The following is a 17,438-nucleotide window of genomic DNA, read 5'->3' on the forward strand; positions in this document are numbered from 1 at the left end:
ACCCCAAGACCCCCCCCCGTCGCCCACGCCGGCACCGCCCAGGCCGAAGCCGAAGCCGGCCCCGCGCCCCGCGCCGAAGCCCAGCCCGACGCCGAAACCGAAGCCGCCGGCCAGCCCCGCCCCGGCTCCGCCGGCACCCCGGCCGACCCCCCCACCGACGCCCGCCCCGGCGCCGGCTCCCCGGCCCAGGCCGGCCCCGACGCCCACCTCGCGGCCGCTGGTGACGCCCGTCAGCTATCCGGCGTACCACCCGCACCCCACTGGGCACACCGCGCCCGGCCACACCTCACCGGTCACCTATGTCCTGCTCATCACCGTTCCGGCGATCGTCGCCGTCGCGGCCCTGCGCCCGCGCTGACGCGCCGGCCGCTCACTTCTGGAGGCACCTGTTGTCGGATTGGCTTGTTCTCGTCCTCGCGATGCTGGCGGCCTGTGCCGTGGTGATCGTCATCACCGTCCTGCGGCACAAGCGGGCACCCGAGGACGAGGACCCCAACGAGACCCCGGACGTCATCGAGTACATGACGATGTGGATCGGCGTGGTCTACGCCATCGTCCTCGGCCTGGCCATCGCGGGCGTGTGGGAGGCCCGCAGCTCGGCCCAGGACTATGTGCAGTCCGAGGCCCAGGCGCTGCACGAGATCTCGGAGCGGGTCCGGGTCTATCCGCCGGAGGTCCGTGACCGGATCCGGGACGATGTCAACACCTATGTCGGCTACGTCGTGCACCACGAGTGGAAGACGATGGCCCACGACGAGCGCGTCAGCGACCGCGGCACCGAACTGCTGCAGAGGGTCCGCCAGGACGTCACCGACTACCAGCCGAAGAACGACTTCGAGGCGCAGGCCTACCAGCCGTTGCTGGACCAGATCACCGCCGCCGACCAGGCGCGCAACGCCCGCGCCGACTCCACCGGGGCCACCATGCCGCCAGTGGTGTGGTGGGGGCTGCTCACCGGGGCGCTGATCACCATCGGCATGGTCTTCGCGCTGCAGATCCGGCGCACCCGACGCGAGTTGGTGCTGGCCGGGCTGTTCTCCGCGACCATCGCGTTCATGCTGTTCCTGATCTGGGACTTCGACGCCCCCTATAGCCGGGGCATCGCGGTGACCGCGGAGCCCTTCATGAACCTGTTCCCGGGTATCACCGGCTAGTGCCCCGGCAGGCGACGTCTGCCGAGGCAGCGGTACCCGGCATCGGCGGACTGCCGAGCCCGACCTCGCCCCGGCTCCCCTGAGGGGCCGGGGCGCTCGCCGTGCGACGTGCGCCGTGCGACGGGCCGAACCCGCGGGTCGGACGACCGGGCCTCAGACCCTCCCCACAAGCCGCCGGCGGAACAGGAACGTGCCGCCCCCGAGGGCCGCGGAGGCCACGAGGCCGCTGCCGATGGCCACGTCGGCCGGCGTGGCACCACTGGAGATGCTGCCGCCCAGACCGCCCTGGACGCCGCCGATCACGGTGAACGCGTCCGGCCGGGTCAGGGTTCTGCCGTCGCAGCGGACGGTGATGGAGTAGCGGCCGGGGCGGGCGTCGTGGTCGATCCAGGTGGTGCCGCGCGAGGTGTCGTCGCGGAACGGGTTGAGCTGGGTGGGAGGGAAGACGCGGGAGGTCGCGGTGCCGCCCCGGCAGCCGTCCGCGGTGATGGTGAGCCGGCCGCCGCTCGGCACCATGTTGGGCACGGCGAAGATGTCCCGCGGGCCTCGGAAGTCGTCACCCCGCCCGCCGTTGCCCCGGCCGAACTCGTCGCGCCGGCCTTCGTCGCCCCGGCCTTCGTCGCCCCGGCCGAAGTCGTCCCCGCGGCCGCGGCCGTCGCGGCGCCCGTTGTTGTTGAAGTGACCGTTGATGTTGAAGTTTCCGCTGAACCCGCTGTTCGGGTCGAAGCCCCCGCCGGGCGCCACACCCACACCGGGCGCCACACCGACGCCGGGGGCCACGCCCACACCGGGGGCCACGCCCACGCCTGGGTTCACGCCCACGCCGGGGGTGGACGGGCCGCCGCCGTTGCCCATGCCGTCCGCGACGGCCACAGGGGCGGCGAGCCCGAGCATGGCGACCGCGGTGCATGCCGCCGCCAGGGCACGTTGGTTTCGCATGTGATCCTCCGCGGGAGGCGCCCCGGGTCCCGTCCCCGGTGGATCGGCGAGAAAACACCTCCCGGGACGACCCTCAAGCGCGCGGAACACGCCCGCATGTCGAGAATGGTCCGTCCTGGTGAGACGACACGCCGAAGCAAAAGCACACAATCTGATATTCCTGCAGGTCACGGACCGTCAGAAAATTCCTGGGAACGGCAACTCGGATGGCGCACCACAAGGCCTGCCGGCCACCCGTTCGCCACTTGCCTCGTCGCCCGGCGCCTGCGCGGGATTTAGCGTTTTCCCATGCGTGAGGGACGTGGCGACGACCGCGTCGAGAGGGGATGGCGAATGTCTGCGTCCGAGCTGGCCGAGCTTGCCGAAGCGGAGGAGCTGCGGAAGAGGCGCGCCCCGTGGGGCGTGATAGCGCTTCTTCTGCTGACCGGCCTCGCACTCATCCGGAACGGGTCGGGGGAGTTCGACGTTGGTCCGCCGCAGCCCGCTTCGGCGGCGGCCCCGGACAGCCGGACCAACCTCGGCACCTTCACCGCCGGTCCGGCGCCGCTCGCCTTCTCCGCCGTGGACCGGGTCCGGATTCCCGCGATCCAGGTGGACGCTCCGGTCACGCCCGTCGGCCTGAACACCGACGGCTGGGTCGGCGCGCCGCCGCCCGAGGACCCCAACCTGGCGGGCTGGTTCACCGGTGCGGTCTCCCCCGGCGAGAACGGCACCGCCGTCATCGTCGGGCACGTCGACAACAAACAGGGTCCCGCCGTGTTCTACGGACTCGGGGCCCTGAAAAAGGGAAACCGCATCGAGGTCCTGCGCAATGACGGAAAGACCGCGGTGTTCGAGACGTACGGGGTCGAGGTCTTCTCGAAAGCCGGTTTTCCCGGCGAGCGGGTGTACGGGGCGAAGGGCGCACCGGAATTGCGGGTCATCACCTGCGGCGGCGACTTTTCCAAGCAGAACGGTTACGACGGAAATGTCGTCGTCTTCGCCCGCCTGGTCGCGGTGAACTGAACCACCGCGGCCGGGCGGACGCAGGTCCGGGGCTCACACGCGTCTGCGCGGCACGGTCAGGTGATAGCCGGAGTCGAGGAGATGGGGCAGCCATTCGCGGATCGCGTGGACGGTCTGCGAACGATCGCCCCCGGCGTCGTGGGAGAGCACCACGACGCCGGGGGCGGCGCCGTGCTCCACCCGGTCGATGATGACGTCGGTACCGGGCGTGTCCCAGTCGGTGGTGTCGACCGTCCAGGCCATCGGTTCCATGCCCATCTCGGCGCCCAGCTGGAACGCGGCCCGGTTCCAGGCGCCGTAGGGTGCGCGGAACCACTGCGGTCGCTCGCCGTAGGTGTCCTCGATGATGTCGCTCGTGCGCTCCATCTCGGAGCGGATCTCCTTGCGGTTGAGCGTCGTCAGCAGCGGATGCGTCCAGGTGTGGTTGCCGACGACATGGCCCTCCTCGGCCATCCGGGCCACGAGTTCCCGGTACTCGACGACGCACTCGCCGCACACGAAGAACATCGCCCGCACGTCGTACTCGGCGAGGGTGTCCAGGATGTGCGGTGTGTAGTGCGGGTTGGGGCCGTCGTCGAAGGTCAGCATCATGTTCCGGCCGCGGCCGGAGATCCGCAGGATGGGCTCCTTGCGCGTCTTCAGTCTGCGCGGCGCGGCGCGTGGCGGTCCGTCGCCGGTGAGCGGCTCCAGCCGGAAGGCGGACGGCTTGAGCGCCTGACGGGCCTGCGGGCCGGCGACAGGAGCGGGGGCGGTCTCCGTGGTCTCCCCGGCGCCGCTCGCCAGGAAGGCTCCGGCGGTACCCGCGGCCCCCAGCGCGGCGGCGCCGGCGAGGAGCATCCGGCGCCGCGTGAAGAACTGATCATTCTGCATGACTCATCAGTCGCCCCGCCGCGCTCGGGCGCACCGCAACAGGACCGGCGCGGTGGCGGGAATACACCCGGACGGCGGAGCCGGGTGCGGTGGTGGCCCGATGGGCCGCGCTTCTGATAAGCAGTCGGTCCGCAGCAACTGCCGGGACGGATACGGGGGTCGAGCCGAGTTGGCCGCACACGGGGGTACGAACACAGGGCCGGGCGGCATACCGCGCGGCGCATGCGCGGTGGTGCTGCTGGCCGTCGCCCAGTTCCTGGTCGTCTTCGACACGACGGCCTTCGCGGTGGCGCTGCCGTCGGTCGCGCGCGACTGGGGACTCGCCACCGCCGGACTGACCTGGCTGCTGTCCGCCTACAGCGTGTGCTTCGCCGCGCTGCCGGTGCTCGCGGGAGCCCTCGGCAGGGCGTTCGGGCAGCGGCGGGTGCTGATGGGCGGGCTCGCGCTGTCGAGCGTCGCCGCGGCGGCCCCGGCGGTGTTCTCCGCCGCCTGGGTGCTGATGGCCTCGCGGGCGGTGCAGGGGATCGCGGCGGCGGCGATGACGGCGGGTGCGCTGGCGCTGATCGACGCGACGCATCCCGCGGGCCCGGCCCGGGACCGGGCGCTCGACGTGCACTTCGCGGTCGTGGCCTGCGCCACCCCGGCGGCGCTGCTGCCGTGCACCCTGCTGCTGGACGTCTCGGAGACCGAGAAGACGATCTTCTGGGTGCAGGCCGCCGCCGGGGTGCTGCTCCTGCTGCTGGTCCCGCTGGCACTGGACGAGTCCGTGCCCGAGCCCGCTGCCCGGCGCCGGGTGGGGGGGCGCCGCGCTGGCGGTCGTTCCGCTGGGCTTCCTGGCCTGGTTCGCCGACTGGCTCGGGGACCGGAGCGTGTCCGCGACCACGGTCACCGTCATCGCCGTGGCCGGTGCGCTGGTGCCGTCCGTGCTGGGCTGGTTCGGCCGCGGCGAGGGCGTGCCGGAGCTGCTGTCACGACTGCACCGGGAGCGGGCCGCGTGGGGCGCCTACACGGTGGTGGCGCTGCTGGCGGCGGGCCTGTCCGGTGTCGTCCTCGTCCTCACCTTCGCCCTGCAGACGGTCGGCGGTCTCTCTCCGATGCAGGTCGGCTGGGCCCTGCTGCCCGCCGTCGCCGGGGTGGTGCTGGGCTGTCTGGTGCTGCCCGGCCTCGCGGCCCGGCTCGGGCTCGGCGCCGCGGTGGCCGGGGCGTGCGCCGTGGCGGCCGCCGGGTTCGTCCTGCTCGGTCTGCCGGGGACGGGTTTCCGGTTCGCGGACGTGCTGCTGCCGCTGCTGCTGATCGCCTTCGGCTGCGGTGTGCTGGCGCTGCCCGTGGGCTTCGCGCGGTCCGGGAGCGGTGCGCTGCCCCGCGGCCTGAACTCCTCACGGCAGCTCGGCGCCGGTCTTGGCGTGTCGCTGTTCGTCGGGATCGTCACGGTCGCCCAGCAGCGGTGGGGGGCGGCGGTCCCCTTCTCCCGCCTGAAGGAGTACCAGGCCCGCGTCGCCGGCGCGTTCCGTGACTGCTTCGGACTCGGTACGGCGCTCTGTCTGACCGCCGCGGCGATCGCCCTGCTGACCCTGCCGCGGCGCGGCGCGCGGGTGACCGGCCCGGACCCGGGCGTCAGCGGCGGCGCACCAGCGGGAACGGCAGGGTCTCCCGGATCGTGAGGCCGGTCAGGAACATCACCAGCCGGTCGACCCCGATACCGAGGCCGCCGGTCGGGGGCATGCCGTACTCCAGGGCCTGCAGGAAGTCCTCGTCCAGCTCCATGGCCTCCGGGTCGCCGCCGGCGGCCAGCAGCGACTGTTCCGTGAGCCGCCGGCGCTGTTCGACGGGGTCGGTCAACTCGGAGTACGCCGTGCCGAGTTCGGTGCCGAAGGCGACGAGGTCCCAGCGTTCGGCGAGCCGCGGGTCGGCGCGGTGCTGCCGGGTCAGCGGGGAGACGTCGGTCGGGAAGTCCTTGTAGAAGGTGGGGAACCGCGTGCGTTCCTCGACGAGGCGCTCGTACATCTCCAGGACGACGTCCCCGGGCCCGTCGTCGGCGGTGTACGGCACCCCCGTCCGGTCGCACAGCCGGTGCAGGCGCAGCAGTTCCGAGCCGGGGCCGATCTCCTCCCCCAGCGCCTCGGACAGCGCGCCGTAGACGGTCTTGACCGGCCAGCGCCCGGAGATGTCGTACTCCTGCCCGTCCTTGCGGGCCACCGGGGCGCCGAAGGCGGCGGTCGCCGCGCCCTGGATCAGCTCGCGGGTGAGGTCGAGCATGACGTCGTAGTCGGCGTAGGCCTGGTAGGCCTCCAGCATCGTGAACTCGGGGTTGTGCTTGTAGGAGACGCCCTCGTTGCGGAAGGTGCGGCCGAGTTCGAAGACCTTCTCCAGGCCGCCGACGCACAGCCGCTTCAGATACAGCTCCGGGGCGATGCGCAGGTAGAGGTCCAGGTCGTAGGCGTTGATGTGGGTGGTGAAGGGGCGGGCGTTGGCGCCGCCGTGGATCTGCTGCAGCATCGGGGTCTCGACCTCGACGTAGCCGCGGTCCAGCAGGCCCTGGCGCAGGGCCTGTACGGCGGCGGAGCGGGCGCGGATCACGGTGCGGGCGGCGGGGCTGGTCGCGAGGTCGAGGTAGCGGCGGCGGACCCGGGCCTCGGGATCGGTGAGGCCGCGGCGTTTGTCGGGCAGCGGACGCAGGCACTTGGCGGTCAGCTGCCAGGAGGTGACGAAGACGGTGGGTTCGCCCTTGTCGCTGAGGCCGGCGCGGCCGGCGGCGGTGATGTGGTCGCCGATGTCGGTGTCCGCCGTGAAGCGGTCGAGGGCGGTGGTGCCGGATCCGTCGCGGGTGAGGGCGATCTGGTGGTCACCGGACCAGTCGCGCAGCACGGCGAAGACGATGCCGCCGAAGTCGCGGACCAGCATGAGCCGTCCGGCCACGGTGACGTCCTCGCCGGGGGGCGCGTCGGCGAGGGCGTGGGTGGGGGCGGGGACGCCGACCGGGTAGGGGTCGGTGCCGTCGGCGCGCAGCCGGTCGAGTGTGCGGTGCCGGACGCGGACCTGGTCGGGCAGGCCCGCGTCCGGGGCGACGGGCCCGGCCTGGTCCCCTCCGTCGAGGCCGAGCGCCGTCAGGGGCGGCAGCCCGTGCGTGGTGGCGGGCCGCTGCCCGGTCTTCGGGTGCCCCTTTCCCCAGAGTTTGCGCAACGACGGTACGGAGACGAAGCCTTCGGCGATCCCGGAGGCGAGGCCGATGCGGGCGAGGGAGGTGGTCTCGCCGTAGCAGATGAACCGCGGATACCACTCGGGGTGGTACTTGGCGTTGGAGCGGTACAGGGCCTCCAGCTGCCACCAGCGGGAGAAGAACAGCAGCAGGCGGCGCCAGAGCCTGAGGACGGGTCCGGCGCCGATGCGGGCGCCCTCCTCGAAGACGGACCGGAAGACGGCGAAGTTCAGGGAGATCCGGCGGACGCGCAGCTTGGGGGCGGCGGCGCACAGTTCGGCGACCATGAACTCCATGACGCCGTTGGGGGCCGCGCGGTCACGGCGCATCAGGTCCAGGGAGATGCCGTCGCGGCCCCAGGGCACGAAGGAGAGCAGGGCGAGGAGCCGGCCGTCCTCGCCGAGGGCCTCCACCAGCAGGCAGTCGCCGTCGGCGGGGTCGCCGAGCCGGTCCAGGGCCATGGAGAAGCCGCGTTCGGTCTCGGTGTCGCGCCAGGCGTCGGCCTTGTCGACGATCTCCTCCATCTCGCGGTCGGTGAGGGTGGCGTGGCGGCGGATGCGGCAGGTGGCGCCGGTGCGGCGGACCCGGTGCGCGGCCTGCCGGGTCACCCGCATGTCGCGGCCGTCCAGGTCGAAGGCGGCCACGTGCACGATCGCCTCGTCACCGAGCTGGAGCGCGCCGAGTCCGGCGCGGGCGTAGGCACGGGCGCCGTCCTCGGAGGCACCCATCACGGCGGGCGCCCAGGCGTAGCGGCGGGCCACGTCCAGCCAGGCGGCGATGGCGTGCGGCCAGGCCTCGACGTCGCCGACCGGGTCGCCGCTGGCGAGGCAGACGCCGGCCTCGACGCGGTAGGTGACGGCGGCCTTGCCGCTGGCCGAGAAGACGACGGCCTTGTCGCGGCGGGTGGCGAAATAGCCGAGGGAGTCCCGGTCGCCGTAGGCCGCGAGGAGGGCGCGGATGCGGGCTTCCTCGTCGTCGTGCAGGGCGGCTTCCAGGCGCTGGGACCGGAAGAGCGTGGCGGCGGCGTTGAGCAGGGCGAGGGCGCCGAGCAGGCCGAGCACGAAGGTGACCGCGCGGGGCGGGTGGCCGGCGAAGGAGCTGTTCGAGACCAGCCCGCCGCACACCCGGTCGGCGGCCCAGGCCAGGTGCTGGCTCGCCGGCAGCGTGCCGGGGAACAGCAGGACCAGGCCCCAGCCGAGCAGGATCGCCACGGCGAGCCCGGCCAGCAGCACCCCGAGGGCACGCCACAGGGCGGCGCGGCGCGAGGCGGCGTAGAACTCCCTGCGGGCCACGAGGAGCAGGAGCAGCAGCAGGGCGCACAGCACCAGGGACGGCAGTGATTCGGCGTACATGCCGAGGGCCACGCCGAGCGCGTCGGTGAGGACGAGCAGGCCGAGATAGACGACGACCAGCCACCAGGCGACCTTCTTACGGGCGGCGGTGGCACCGGCGAGCAGGAACAGGAAGACGGCGTAGGCGAGATTGGCGCTGACGGGCACCAGCAGCAGGTCGATGGCGTGCGCGACCGGACGGAGCAGCCGGCGCAGCGGTTCGACGAGCGCGAGCACGGCGCACAGCAGGGCGAGTGCGGCGAAGAGCGTCCCGAAGGCCTCGGGCACCCAGCCGAGGCGCCCGCCGACGGGCGGGCGTATCGGGGCCGTAGGGTCCTTCCGTGCGACGGGCTCCGCGCTGGCGGTCATGGTTCCGACTGTAGGAAGGGGGCGCGCGGCTCGCCCGTCGAGCCGCGCGCCGGAAGCCGGGCCGGGGGCGAGGCCGGGCCGGGGGCGAGGCCGGGCCGGGGGCCGAGCCGCGGGGCCGGAGGCCGGGCCGGGAGCCGAGCCGGGGACGGGCCGGGAGCCGAGCCGGGGACGGGAGGGCCGGAGGCCAAGCCGGGCGCGGAGCCGAGCGCGGAGCCGGGCCGGGGGCCGAGCGCGGGGCCGAGCCGGGGACCGGAGGCCGGTCGCGAGGGCGGGACCGGGGATCGGGGACCGGAGGCCGGAGGGCCGGGGCGAGGCCGGAGGCCAAGCCGGGCGCGCAGCCGGGCCGGGGGCCGAGCCGGGAACCGGAGGCCGGGCGCGAGGGCGCGGGGCCGAGGATCGGGGACCGGAGGCCCGGAGGGCCGGAGGCCGGGGCGGGGCCGGGAGCGAGGCCGGAGGTCAAGCCGGGCGCGGAGCCGGAGGCTGAGGCCGAGACGGAGGCGGACACTGTGGGCTCGTGCGGGTACGCCGGCGGAGCTGCCGTGGGGCCTGGGCGCACCGCTCCCGGATCCGCGCCACACGGCCTCGGCGCCACGGTCCCGAACCTCCCGACCGCTTCGGCGCCGCGAGCAGCGGGCAACGGGCAGCGCCGAAGCGGTCGTCGTCGCGTCGATGCCGGGCGCCGCGCCGGCCGACGTCCCCTTGGCCAAGGCGGTGCCCGCCCGAGCTCCCCGAGTCGTGCGACGACCCAGGTGGCGATCGTGCCGGTCATTCCCGTCAGGGCGCCGCAGATGGCGGATACCCCCGCCCGTCGGGGCGGAGCCGGTCACGGCGGTGGTGGTCCGGTCGGGCCGTCGGCCGCCCGGTGCGAAGGGCCCCGCGGCGCTGCGGGAACCGGGGATTCCGATAGCCTCACGTCGTGACGGAACAGCACGAGCAGCACACGCCCGCGCACCGGTTCGAGCGGGGCACGGACGGCCCGAAGGTCATCGTGGTCGGGGTAGACGGTTCCGACTCCTCACTGCGCGCCGCGGCGTACGCGGGCGGGCTCGCCCGGCGCCAGCACGCGCTGCTGGCCGTGGTGTACGTGCAGCCGGTGCTGGCGGCCGGAGCGGCGTTCGGGGCTCCGGTGGCGGAGACGACCGACGAGATCGCCGAGGACCTGATCCAGCAGATCCGGGAGGCGGCCGAGCGGGTCAAGGGGATATTCGAGGTGCGTTGGGAGTTCCACACCTTCCGCGGCGACCCCTACAGCGGGCTGGTGAAGGCGGCCGACGAACTGAGGGCGGACGCGGTGGTCGTGGGCGCCTCGGAACAGGCCGGGCACCGGCTCATCGGCTCCGTGGCGGTGCGGCTGGTGAAGGCGGGGCGCTGGCCGGTGACGGTCGTACCGTAGGGCGCCGCAGCAGCGGCGGGGTCGCCAGCAGCAGCACCCCGGCCACGGCGAGCGCGGTGCGCGGGCCGGTGAGGGTGGCCAGCAGGCCCCACAGGGCGGTCACCGCGGCCGTGGTGGCCTTGCTGGTGACCGACCACGCGGCGAGGGTACGGGCCACCCGGTCGGCCGGGGTCAGCTCCAGGCGCTCGGCGGCGTAGAGCGGGCTGAACACGCCCGCGCTGGTGATCAGACCGGCCTCGACCACCATCACCACGAGCAGGCCGGGGACGCCGGGGCCGACGAAGGCCAGCCCGACCGACCAGCAGGCGCGCAGCACGCCCGACGCGAGCAGCACCCGGCGGCGGCCGTACCGGGTGGCCAGCGGGCGGGCCAGCCGGGAGCCGAGCAGTCCGCCGAGGCAGGGCACGGCGAAGGCGAGGCCGTACTGCCACGGCGCGAAGCCGAGCGGGCCGAGCATGAGGACCGAGAGCACCGGCTGGCCGGCCATGATCAGGGCGTTGACGACGAGCACGTTGAGGAACAGCGGGCGCAGGTCGGGGCTGCTGAGGATGTGCCGCCAGCCTTCGAGCACGTCCCGGGCGCGGAACACGTCGGGACGGCGCTCGGGGCGGGCCTCGTCCGTTCCGATCGCGCGGATGCCGAGGGCGGACAGCAGATAGCTGACGGCGTCGGCGGCCACCGTCGTCAGCGGGCCGAGCAGGCCGGCCGCGGCGCCGCCGAGCGGCGGCCCGAGCACGGTGGCGGTCCAGGTCGTGGACTCGAACCGGCTGGTGGCGGTGAGCAGCCCCGCCAGCGGCACGAGCGCCTTGAGGTGGGCGCCGGAGGCGGCGGTGAAGGTGATGTCGGCCGCCGCGACCACCACGGAGACGGCCAGCAGCTGGCCGAAGCCCAGCACCCCGAGCCCGTAGGCGGCCGGCAGCGTCAGCAGCGCGGCGCAGCGCACCAGGTCGGCCGCGATCATCACCGGCCGCTTGCGGCGGAACTCCACCCAGGGCCCGAGCGGTACGGCGGCCACCGCGCCGACGGCCGTGCCGGTGGCGGCGAGCAGCGCCACCTGTGCGGATCCGGCGTGCAGGACGAGGACGGCGATCAGTGCGAAGGCGTCGAAGGCGAGCCAGGTGCCCAAGGTGCTGACGGAGTACGCGGCCCACAGCCATCCGAACTGCCGCCCGAGCTTCATGCACAGCCTCCCCGTCCCGGCCCTCTGCCGACCCGGGACATGAAATCCAGCGGGCCGGGACCGGGGCAAACAACCGGGAGGACAGCAGTCACAACCAACGGTTGTACAGGTAGGGTGGCTGATGTGGACCTCAAGGCCGTGCGCACCTTCGTGTCCGTGGTGGACACCGGGCAGTTCCAGGAGGCCTCGGTCGCCCTCGGCATCACCCAGCAGGCCGTCTCCAAGCGGATCGCCGCCCTGGAGAAGGGCCTCGGAGTGCGGTTGTTCACCCGGACCGCGCGCGGGGCGGAGCCGACCATCGACGGGCAGGCGTTCCTGCCGCACGCCCGGGAGCTGCTGCTGGCCGAGGAGCGGGCGCTGGCGTCGGTGCGGCCGGGGCGGCGGGCGCTGCGCATCGACGTGCTCGGGGCCAAGCTGGCCCCGGCGGCCCTGCTGCGCGACTTCCACGAGGCGCAGCCCGGCACGGCCCTCGACGTCGTCACGCTCTTCGACGCCGGTTCGGCCGTGGCCGCCGTACGCGCGGGCACGATCGACGCGACGTTCCGCGCGGTCACCACACGGCTGCCCGAGGGGCTGCGGGCCGTGCGGGTGCTGGACGAGCCGGTGCAGCTGCTCACCGGACCGCGGCACCCGCTGGCCGGGGCCCGTTCGGTGACGCCCGCGCAGCTGGCCGGGCACCGGATCTGGATGCCGGGGCTGGTGGGGGGCACCGAGTGGCACGCCTACTACACGGCCCTCGCCGCGGAGTTCGGACTGACCATCGACTCGGTCGGCCCCGACTTCGGCGGGGAGACGCTGCTCGACACGGTCGCGGGGTCCGCCTCGCTCGCCACGTTCGTCGCCGAGCGGATCCGGCTGGTGTGGCCCGCCGGGCACGATCTGCGGCGCATCCCGCTCGTCGACCCGACACCGGTGTACCCGCACTCCCTGGTCTGGGACGCGGCCAACACCCACCCCGGGCTGGCCGCGCTGCGCGCCCATCTCGCCGCCCGGCGGCCGGACCGGCCCGCGTCGCGTACCTGGACACCGGCCTGGGCCGTGCGTGGCGTCTTCCCTGCGGGGCGCCCCTGAGACATCATGATCGGCCGTCAGCCGTTGCCGTCGGCGAAGAGGTGAGGCACATGGCCAGGCTCCGTGCGGGTGAGGGGATTCTCCGGCGCAAACCCATCGAACACATCGAGGAGACCGAAGTCGGCGAGGGCCCCCGGCTGGACCGTTCGCTCGGACTGTGGCAGCTCACCGCCATCGGGGTGGGCGGCATCATCGGCGCCGGCATCTTCACGCTGGCCGGCACGGTGGCCCACGGCACGGCCGGGCCCGCGGTGCTGGTGTCGTTCCTGATCGCCGGTGTGGCGAGCGCCTGTGCGGCGCTGTCGTACGCCGAGTTCGCGGGGCTGATCCCCAAGGCGGGTTCGGCGTACACCTACGGCTACGCGGTGCTCGGCGAGTTCGCGGGCTGGTTCATCGGCTGGGACCTGCTGCTGGAGTACACCGCGATCGTGGCGGTGGTCGCGATCGGCATCTCCGGCTACTTCGGCTTCCTGGTCGAGGCGATGGGCGCGAAGCTGCCGCAGTGGATGCTGGGCGCGCCCGGCACCGGGTCCGGGCACCGGATCGACCTGTTCGCGGTCGTGCTGTGCCTCCTGATCGCCTGGCTGCTGAACCTGGGCATCCGCAGCGCGGCCCGCTTCGAGACGTTCGTGGTCGCACTGAAGGTGCTGGTGGTGCTGCTGGTGATCGGGGTGGGCGTGTTCCACATCAACTCGGCGAACTACCACCCGTTCTTCCCGTTCGGCATCAGCGGGGCGTTCACCGGTGCGGCGACCGTGTTCTTCGCGGTGTTCGGCTACGACGCGATGTCGACGGCCGCCGAGGAGTCCAAGGACGCGCAGCGGCACATGCCGAAGGCGATCCTGTACTCGCTGGCGATCTCGATGGTGCTGTACGTGGCGGCCTGTCTGGTGCTGACCGGCATGCAGAACTACCGGCACATCGACCCGGAGAGCGGCTTCTCCTCGGCGTTCAAGGCGGTGGGCCTGAGCGGGCTCGCGGACGTGATCGCGGTGGGCGCGATCATCGGCATCCTCACCGTGATGTTCACGTTCATGCTGGGCGTGACCCGGGTGTGGTTCGCGATGTCACGGGACGGGCTGCTGCCCCGGTGGTTCGCCAAGACACACCCGACGCGGCACGTGCCCACCCGGGTGACCTGGATCGTCGGCGTGGCGTCGGGCGTCATCGCCGGGTTCGTCCCGATCGCCGAGGCGGCCGAGCTGACCAACATCGGCATCCTGCTGGCGTTCGTGGTGGTGTGCACGGCGGTGATCGTGCTGCGCTACCGGCAGCCGGAGCTGCCGCGCACCTTCCGTACGCCGGGGATGCCGGTGGTGCCCGCGCTGGGTGTGGTGTTCTCGATCTGGCTGATCACCTTCCTGCAGTGGCAGACCTGGGTGCGGTTCGCGGTGTGGTTCGTGATCGGCTGCGCGATCTACTTCGGCTACTCCTACCGGCGTTCGGCGCTGGCGCGGCGGTCCGCCGACTGAGCGGGGGCCGGTCACTCCCCCATGACCAGGCCATCCTTGGCGGCCCCGCGGCTGAGCACCACGCTGCGGATGCGGTCGCGCACCGCGGCCGGCTCGGTGCCGTCGGCGACGGCCCGGTTGAGGTCGAGCACGCGGCCGGTGACGAGGTCGTACAGCTGCGGGATGAACTCGGCCTTGGTGACCTGCCAGCGGGCGCCCTCGCGCGCGGGCGGGGCGAAGGTGAAACGGCCGATCGTGGACTCGTTGCCGCGCGGGTCCCGGACGCCCCTGCCGTTGAGCATCTCGCCGGCGATCTGATGGCCCATGCCGTAGATCACCCAGGTGCCGTTGACCTTCTCGTACGCCTGTGGGACGTGGGCGTGGGTGCCGAGGATCAGGTCGATGTCCGGACGGCCGCCGGTGGCGGAGGCGGTGAGCCGGCGGGCGAGGGTGAGCTGCAGCCGGTCCGGCGCCTCCTGCCACTCGGTGCCCCAGTGCACGGAGACCACGACCACGTCGGCGCCGGCCTGCCGGGCGGCGCGCGCGTCGGCGATCATCCGCCGCTCGTCGATGAGGTTCACGGCCCAGGACCGGCCCGCGGGCAGCGGGATGCCGTTGGTCCCGAAGGTGTAGGCCAGGTGCGCGACCTTGGCGGGGCCGGCCTTGAAGAGGGTGACCGAGCGGGCCTCGGCCTCGCTGCGGGCGGTGCCGGCGTGCCTGAGGCCGGCCTCGTCCATGGCGTCCAGGGTGCGGCGGATGCCCTCGGCGCCGTCGTCCAGGGAGTGGTTGGAGGCGGTCGAGCAGCCGTCGTAGCCGGTCGCGGTGAGGCCCTGGGCGATCTGCGGCGGGGTCCTGAAGGCGGGGTAGCCGGAGTACTCGCCCTCGGCACCGTAGACGGTCTCCATGTGACACAGCGCCAGGTCCGCGCGGGAGACGACCGGTTCGACGCCGGAGAGCATGGGCCGGAAGTCGAAGCCCTCGTCGCCGGAGTCGTGGGCCGCCCGGTCGATGACCGACGTGTGCGGCAGGACGTCCCCGGAGGCGACGAGGGTGAAGCCGGCGGCGGCCCCGGAGGCGCCGGCGGCCTCCTGGCGTTCCTGGTTCTGGCAGGCGGCCGCGACCGCCAGCACAGCGGTGATCGCCAGGGCCATCTGTTGTCTGCGTCCGAACATCAGCTCATCCCAGGTATGTCGTATTTACCGACAATGACATTCCGGGCATATGGGTACGAATCTGACCCGCCGGATAAACGGCCCGAGCACCGTCATTAGCCCGTTCGGTGCTGTGCCGGGCCGCTCGTCCGACCGTTCGCCGACGCGATCGACCGTCCGCCGCAGAGCCGTGCGCACACCCTGCCCCCGGGCCGCGCCCTGCGCTGCCATACGGCCATGACGGCCGGAACCACACTCACCCACGGGGCAGCCGCCCCGGCCCGCCGGGCGACGACCGCCGAGCACGAACTGGCCGCGCTCCAGCGCGAGCACGGCGGACCGCTGTTCACCCTGCTGCTCAGGCTCTGCGACGGGGACCGGCAGCGCGCCGAGGACCTCGTCCAGGAGACCCTCCTGCGTGCCTGGCAGCATCCGGAGGCGCTGCACGCCACGGACTTCGCATCCGTACGGCCGTGGCTGCTGACGGTCGCCCGGCGGCTCGCGATCGACGCCCGGCGGGCCCGGCGGGCCCGGCCCGCGGAAACCGGCGACGAGGTCCCCGAGAACGCCCGGGTGACCGCCGACCACGCCGAGCGGGCCGCCGCGGCGCTCGATGTCCGCCAGGCTGTGAAGACACTCACGCCGGAGCACCGTGACGTTCTGGTACTCGTGTACTTCCTCGGTGCCAGTGTGGCGGAGGCGGCGCAGACCCTGGGCGTGCCACCCGGTACCGTGAAGTCACGCGCGCACTACGCGCTCCGAGCGCTGCGCCGGGTCCTTCCGGGTTATGCGGCCGACCTGCACTGAAACCGGCAATAGGGCAAAGCTCTCGCAAAGCGCCTTGCTGTGGCCCCCGTTCGGGCAATGGGCTGTCCTCAACCGCGTTCCGCGCGGGGCGGGGCTACGGCCCGACGGGGCCCGGGCGACGCGCACGCACCGGAGGAAGGGCAGGAAGGGATGCTGCACAGAGGGCACGAGAGCACGGACGGCACCGACGGTGGTGAACTGGCCGTCCCCATGGCCTGGTTGTACGCCGAGTACATCGCCGACGAGCTGCTGCGCACCGGCGATCTGATGCCGCCGACGTCCTTCGAGTTCCGGGCCGGCCGGGACGCGCTGGCGCTGACCGTCTTCCTGTCCGACACCGACGGGGAGCTGTCCGGCATCCGGGTGATCTCCCAGCTGGAGAACTGGCTCTCGCTGACCGCCTACGACCAGCCGTGGCGGGACTGGGTGCGCGAGCGCATGGCCGAGCTGACCGACCGGGCCGTCGGGGCCGGCACCCGGTCGCCGGACCTGGCCCTCGCGGCGGACGCCTGGCGCTGGCTGGAGGAGACCGAGCTGCTCGCACCCGACCTGGACGCGGTGCCGGGCGGCGGGGCGCTGGTCGGCGAGGACGACGGGCCGAAGGTGTGGACACCGGCCTGGCGGCTCGGGCTGCCCCTCGGGCACCTCGCGATCCATCTGTTCTGACCACCCCTTCCGAAGCCGTTCCGAAGTTTTCCGCGATCGGACCAATCCGCGGGCCGCCCGGCTCCGAATCTCCTGTCCGTGATTCTGTGGGTGGCTTGAGTGATTCGGCTGTCGGCTGCGTACGGATGGGTGCACGGAGTAACCCCACCCGCACCCATCGGCACGAGGATTCGGCATGAGGTCCCTGGAAAGGCATCGCGACGTCGGCGCGTACGCGCTCGGCGTGCTGGACGAGGCGGAGGCCTTCCGCTTCGAGGACCACCTCATGGAGTGCTCACAGTGCGCGGCCCAGGTGACCGAATTCGGCCCCGCCACACGGCAGTTGATGCTGTACCGGCGGGCCACGCCGCGCTTTGTGCACCCCATGGCCCAGCCCGGTCCCCGGCTGCTGGACCGGTTGCTCGGCGAGATCGCGCACCGGCAGCGGGCGCGCCGCCGGCGCTTTCTGTACGGCCTGGCGGCCTCCGTGGTGCTGGCGGTCGCCGGTCCCGGGGTCGTGGCCCTCGCCGGCCACGCGGAGCCGGCCGCCCACGTCACCGCGGCCACCGACCCGAGAACCGGGGTGTGGGCCGAGGTCACGGCCGACGACGGGGACACGGGCAGCCGGCTGCAGCTGCGGGTGAAGGACGGCACCGGGCCCCACGCCTGCCGGCTCGTCGTCGTGGGCCGCGACGGCACCGAGCAGGTCGCCGGCACCTGGATGGAGCCGGGCCACGACATCGGCACCTTCACCGCGCTGGGGTCCTCCACGATGCACCCCGACCAGATCGCCCGCTACGACGTGCGCACCGAGGACGGACAGCGCCTGGTGTCGGTCGAGGCGCCCTGAGGGGTGTCGTCGGGATCATCCCGGCG

Annotated in this window: 16 protein-coding genes and 1 pseudogene; 11 read left to right on the forward strand and 6 right to left on the reverse strand. The window is 73.3% G+C overall.

The annotated features are described in order from the left end of the window. On the reverse strand, positions 1-207 hold a 207-nt coding region (locus IO33_RS51770; RefSeq protein WP_037686213.1), incomplete at its 3' end, for a hypothetical protein. A gap of 13 nt (positions 208-220) precedes the next feature. Between IO33_RS51770 and IO33_RS50555 the strand changes: the two genes are divergently transcribed. Next, positions 221-358 (forward strand): hypothetical protein, encoded by a 138-nt coding sequence (locus IO33_RS50555; RefSeq protein WP_157857917.1) that lies wholly within the window; start codon positions 221-223, stop codon positions 356-358. Positions 359-389: 31 nt separating this feature from the next. Continuing rightward, on the forward strand, positions 390-1,154 hold the full coding sequence (locus IO33_RS0128360) for a bestrophin-like domain (protein WP_078963932.1): 765 nt from the start codon (positions 390-392) through the stop codon (positions 1,152-1,154). 153 nt (positions 1,155-1,307) lie between these two features. Here the strand turns inward: IO33_RS0128360 and IO33_RS0128365 are convergent, their stop codons facing one another. Continuing rightward, entirely contained in the window at positions 1,308-2,093 is a 786-nt protein-coding gene (locus IO33_RS0128365; protein WP_031170086.1) for a hypothetical protein, read from the reverse strand. Between the two features lie 333 nt (positions 2,094-2,426). Between IO33_RS0128365 and IO33_RS0128370 the strand changes: the two genes are divergently transcribed. Beyond that, complete coding sequence (locus IO33_RS0128370; protein ID WP_031170088.1) at positions 2,427-3,098, forward strand: class F sortase; 672 nt, start codon at positions 2,427-2,429, stop codon at positions 3,096-3,098. Positions 3,099-3,131: 33 nt separating this feature from the next. Here IO33_RS0128370 and IO33_RS0128375 read toward each other — a convergent pair whose 3' ends face one another. Beyond that, complete coding sequence (locus IO33_RS0128375) at positions 3,132-3,968, reverse strand: polysaccharide deacetylase family protein (RefSeq protein WP_031170090.1); 837 nt, start codon at positions 3,966-3,968, stop codon at positions 3,132-3,134. A 100-nt stretch (positions 3,969-4,068) separates the two neighbouring features. Between IO33_RS0128375 and IO33_RS54150 the strand changes: the two are divergent. Beyond that, positions 4,069-4,710, forward strand: a pseudogene (locus tag IO33_RS54150) (MFS transporter); the annotation flags it as partial. A 127-nt stretch (positions 4,711-4,837) separates the two neighbouring features. Beyond that, the gene (locus tag IO33_RS50565; RefSeq protein WP_031170093.1) at positions 4,838-5,629 is read left to right on the forward strand and encodes an MFS transporter; all 792 of its coding nucleotides are present in this window, start codon (positions 4,838-4,840) and stop codon (positions 5,627-5,629) included. Here IO33_RS50565 and lysX read toward each other — a convergent pair. Further along, a complete protein-coding gene (lysX, locus tag IO33_RS0128390; RefSeq protein WP_031170095.1) occupies positions 5,583-8,864 on the reverse strand; it encodes a bifunctional lysylphosphatidylglycerol synthetase/lysine--tRNA ligase LysX in 3,282 nt (1,093 codons plus the stop codon). The genes IO33_RS50565 and lysX overlap by 47 nt on opposite strands. A 916-nt stretch (positions 8,865-9,780) precedes the next feature. Here lysX and IO33_RS0128395 point away from each other — a divergent pair. After that, positions 9,781-10,257 carry a universal stress protein gene (locus IO33_RS0128395; protein ID WP_031170097.1) on the forward strand — a complete coding sequence of 159 codons (477 nt, stop codon included), beginning with the start codon at positions 9,781-9,783 and terminating at the stop codon, positions 10,255-10,257. Here IO33_RS0128395 and IO33_RS0128400 read toward each other — a convergent pair. Then, positions 10,193-11,437, reverse strand: a complete 1,245-nt coding sequence (locus tag IO33_RS0128400) for an MFS transporter (RefSeq protein ID WP_031170099.1) — start codon at positions 11,435-11,437, stop codon at positions 10,193-10,195. The two genes, IO33_RS0128395 and IO33_RS0128400, sit on opposite strands and share 65 nt — an antisense overlap. 123 nt (positions 11,438-11,560) lie before the next feature. Between IO33_RS0128400 and IO33_RS0128405 the strand changes: the two genes are divergently transcribed. Together IO33_RS0128405 and IO33_RS0128410 are read left to right on the forward strand one after the other, a co-directional pair. Beyond that, entirely contained in the window at positions 11,561-12,508 is a 948-nt protein-coding gene (locus IO33_RS0128405) for a LysR family transcriptional regulator (protein ID WP_031170101.1), read from the forward strand. 50 nt (positions 12,509-12,558) lie between these two features. After that, on the forward strand, positions 12,559-13,980 hold the full coding sequence (locus IO33_RS0128410) for an amino acid permease (RefSeq protein WP_031170104.1): 1,422 nt from the start codon (positions 12,559-12,561) through the stop codon (positions 13,978-13,980). Between the two features lie 11 nt (positions 13,981-13,991). On the opposite strand, the gene IO33_RS0128415 is transcribed toward IO33_RS0128410, so the two are convergent. Next, positions 13,992-15,131 carry a CapA family protein gene (locus IO33_RS0128415; RefSeq protein WP_031170106.1) on the reverse strand — a complete coding sequence of 380 codons (1,140 nt, stop codon included), beginning with the start codon at positions 15,129-15,131 and terminating at the stop codon, positions 13,992-13,994. A 216-nt stretch (positions 15,132-15,347) separates the two neighbouring features. Between IO33_RS0128415 and IO33_RS0128420 the strand changes: the two genes are divergently transcribed. The 3 genes from IO33_RS0128420 to IO33_RS0128430 all read left to right on the forward strand — a co-directional run bounded on the left by IO33_RS0128420 (position 15,348) and on the right by IO33_RS0128430 (position 17,412). Further along, a complete protein-coding gene (locus tag IO33_RS0128420) occupies positions 15,348-15,917 on the forward strand; it encodes a sigma-70 family RNA polymerase sigma factor (protein ID WP_031170107.1) in 570 nt (189 codons plus the stop codon). Between the two features lie 150 nt (positions 15,918-16,067). After that, a complete protein-coding gene (locus IO33_RS0128425; protein WP_031170109.1) occupies positions 16,068-16,583 on the forward strand; it encodes a hypothetical protein in 516 nt (171 codons plus the stop codon). Positions 16,584-16,758: 175 nt separating this feature from the next. Further along, positions 16,759-17,412, forward strand: coding sequence for a zf-HC2 domain-containing protein (locus tag IO33_RS0128430; RefSeq protein WP_031170111.1), 654 nt, complete (start codon positions 16,759-16,761; stop codon positions 17,410-17,412). The last annotated feature ends 26 nt before the right edge of the window (positions 17,413-17,438 follow it).

It is taken from the genome of Streptomyces durhamensis (assembly GCF_000725475.1).
GTDB lineage: Bacteria > Actinomycetota > Actinomycetes > Streptomycetales > Streptomycetaceae > Streptomyces > Streptomyces filipinensis.

What these genes read in the sequence shown, in the direction of transcription:
- IO33_RS0128415 (WP_031170106.1), bottom strand. Translation starts at nt 15,131, where the DNA reads ATGTTCGGACGCAGACAACAGATGGCCCTGGCGATCACCGCTGTGCTG.
- IO33_RS0128400 (WP_031170099.1), bottom strand. Translation starts at nt 11,437, where the DNA reads ATGAAGCTCGGGCGGCAGTTCGGATGGCTGTGGGCCGCGTACTCCGTC.
- IO33_RS0128425 (WP_031170109.1), top strand. Translation starts at nt 16,068, where the DNA reads ATGCTGCACAGAGGGCACGAGAGCACGGACGGCACCGACGGTGGTGAA.
- lysX (WP_031170095.1), bottom strand. Translation starts at nt 8,864, where the DNA reads ATGACCGCCAGCGCGGAGCCCGTCGCACGGAAGGACCCTACGGCCCCG.
- IO33_RS0128410 (WP_031170104.1), top strand. Translation starts at nt 12,559, where the DNA reads ATGGCCAGGCTCCGTGCGGGTGAGGGGATTCTCCGGCGCAAACCCATC.
- IO33_RS0128375 (WP_031170090.1), bottom strand. Translation starts at nt 3,968, where the DNA reads ATGCAGAATGATCAGTTCTTCACGCGGCGCCGGATGCTCCTCGCCGGC.
- IO33_RS0128430 (WP_031170111.1), top strand. Translation starts at nt 16,759, where the DNA reads ATGAGGTCCCTGGAAAGGCATCGCGACGTCGGCGCGTACGCGCTCGGC.
- IO33_RS0128420 (WP_031170107.1), top strand. Translation starts at nt 15,348, where the DNA reads ATGACGGCCGGAACCACACTCACCCACGGGGCAGCCGCCCCGGCCCGC.
- IO33_RS0128370 (WP_031170088.1), top strand. Translation starts at nt 2,427, where the DNA reads ATGTCTGCGTCCGAGCTGGCCGAGCTTGCCGAAGCGGAGGAGCTGCGG.
- IO33_RS0128365 (WP_031170086.1), bottom strand. Translation starts at nt 2,093, where the DNA reads ATGCGAAACCAACGTGCCCTGGCGGCGGCATGCACCGCGGTCGCCATG.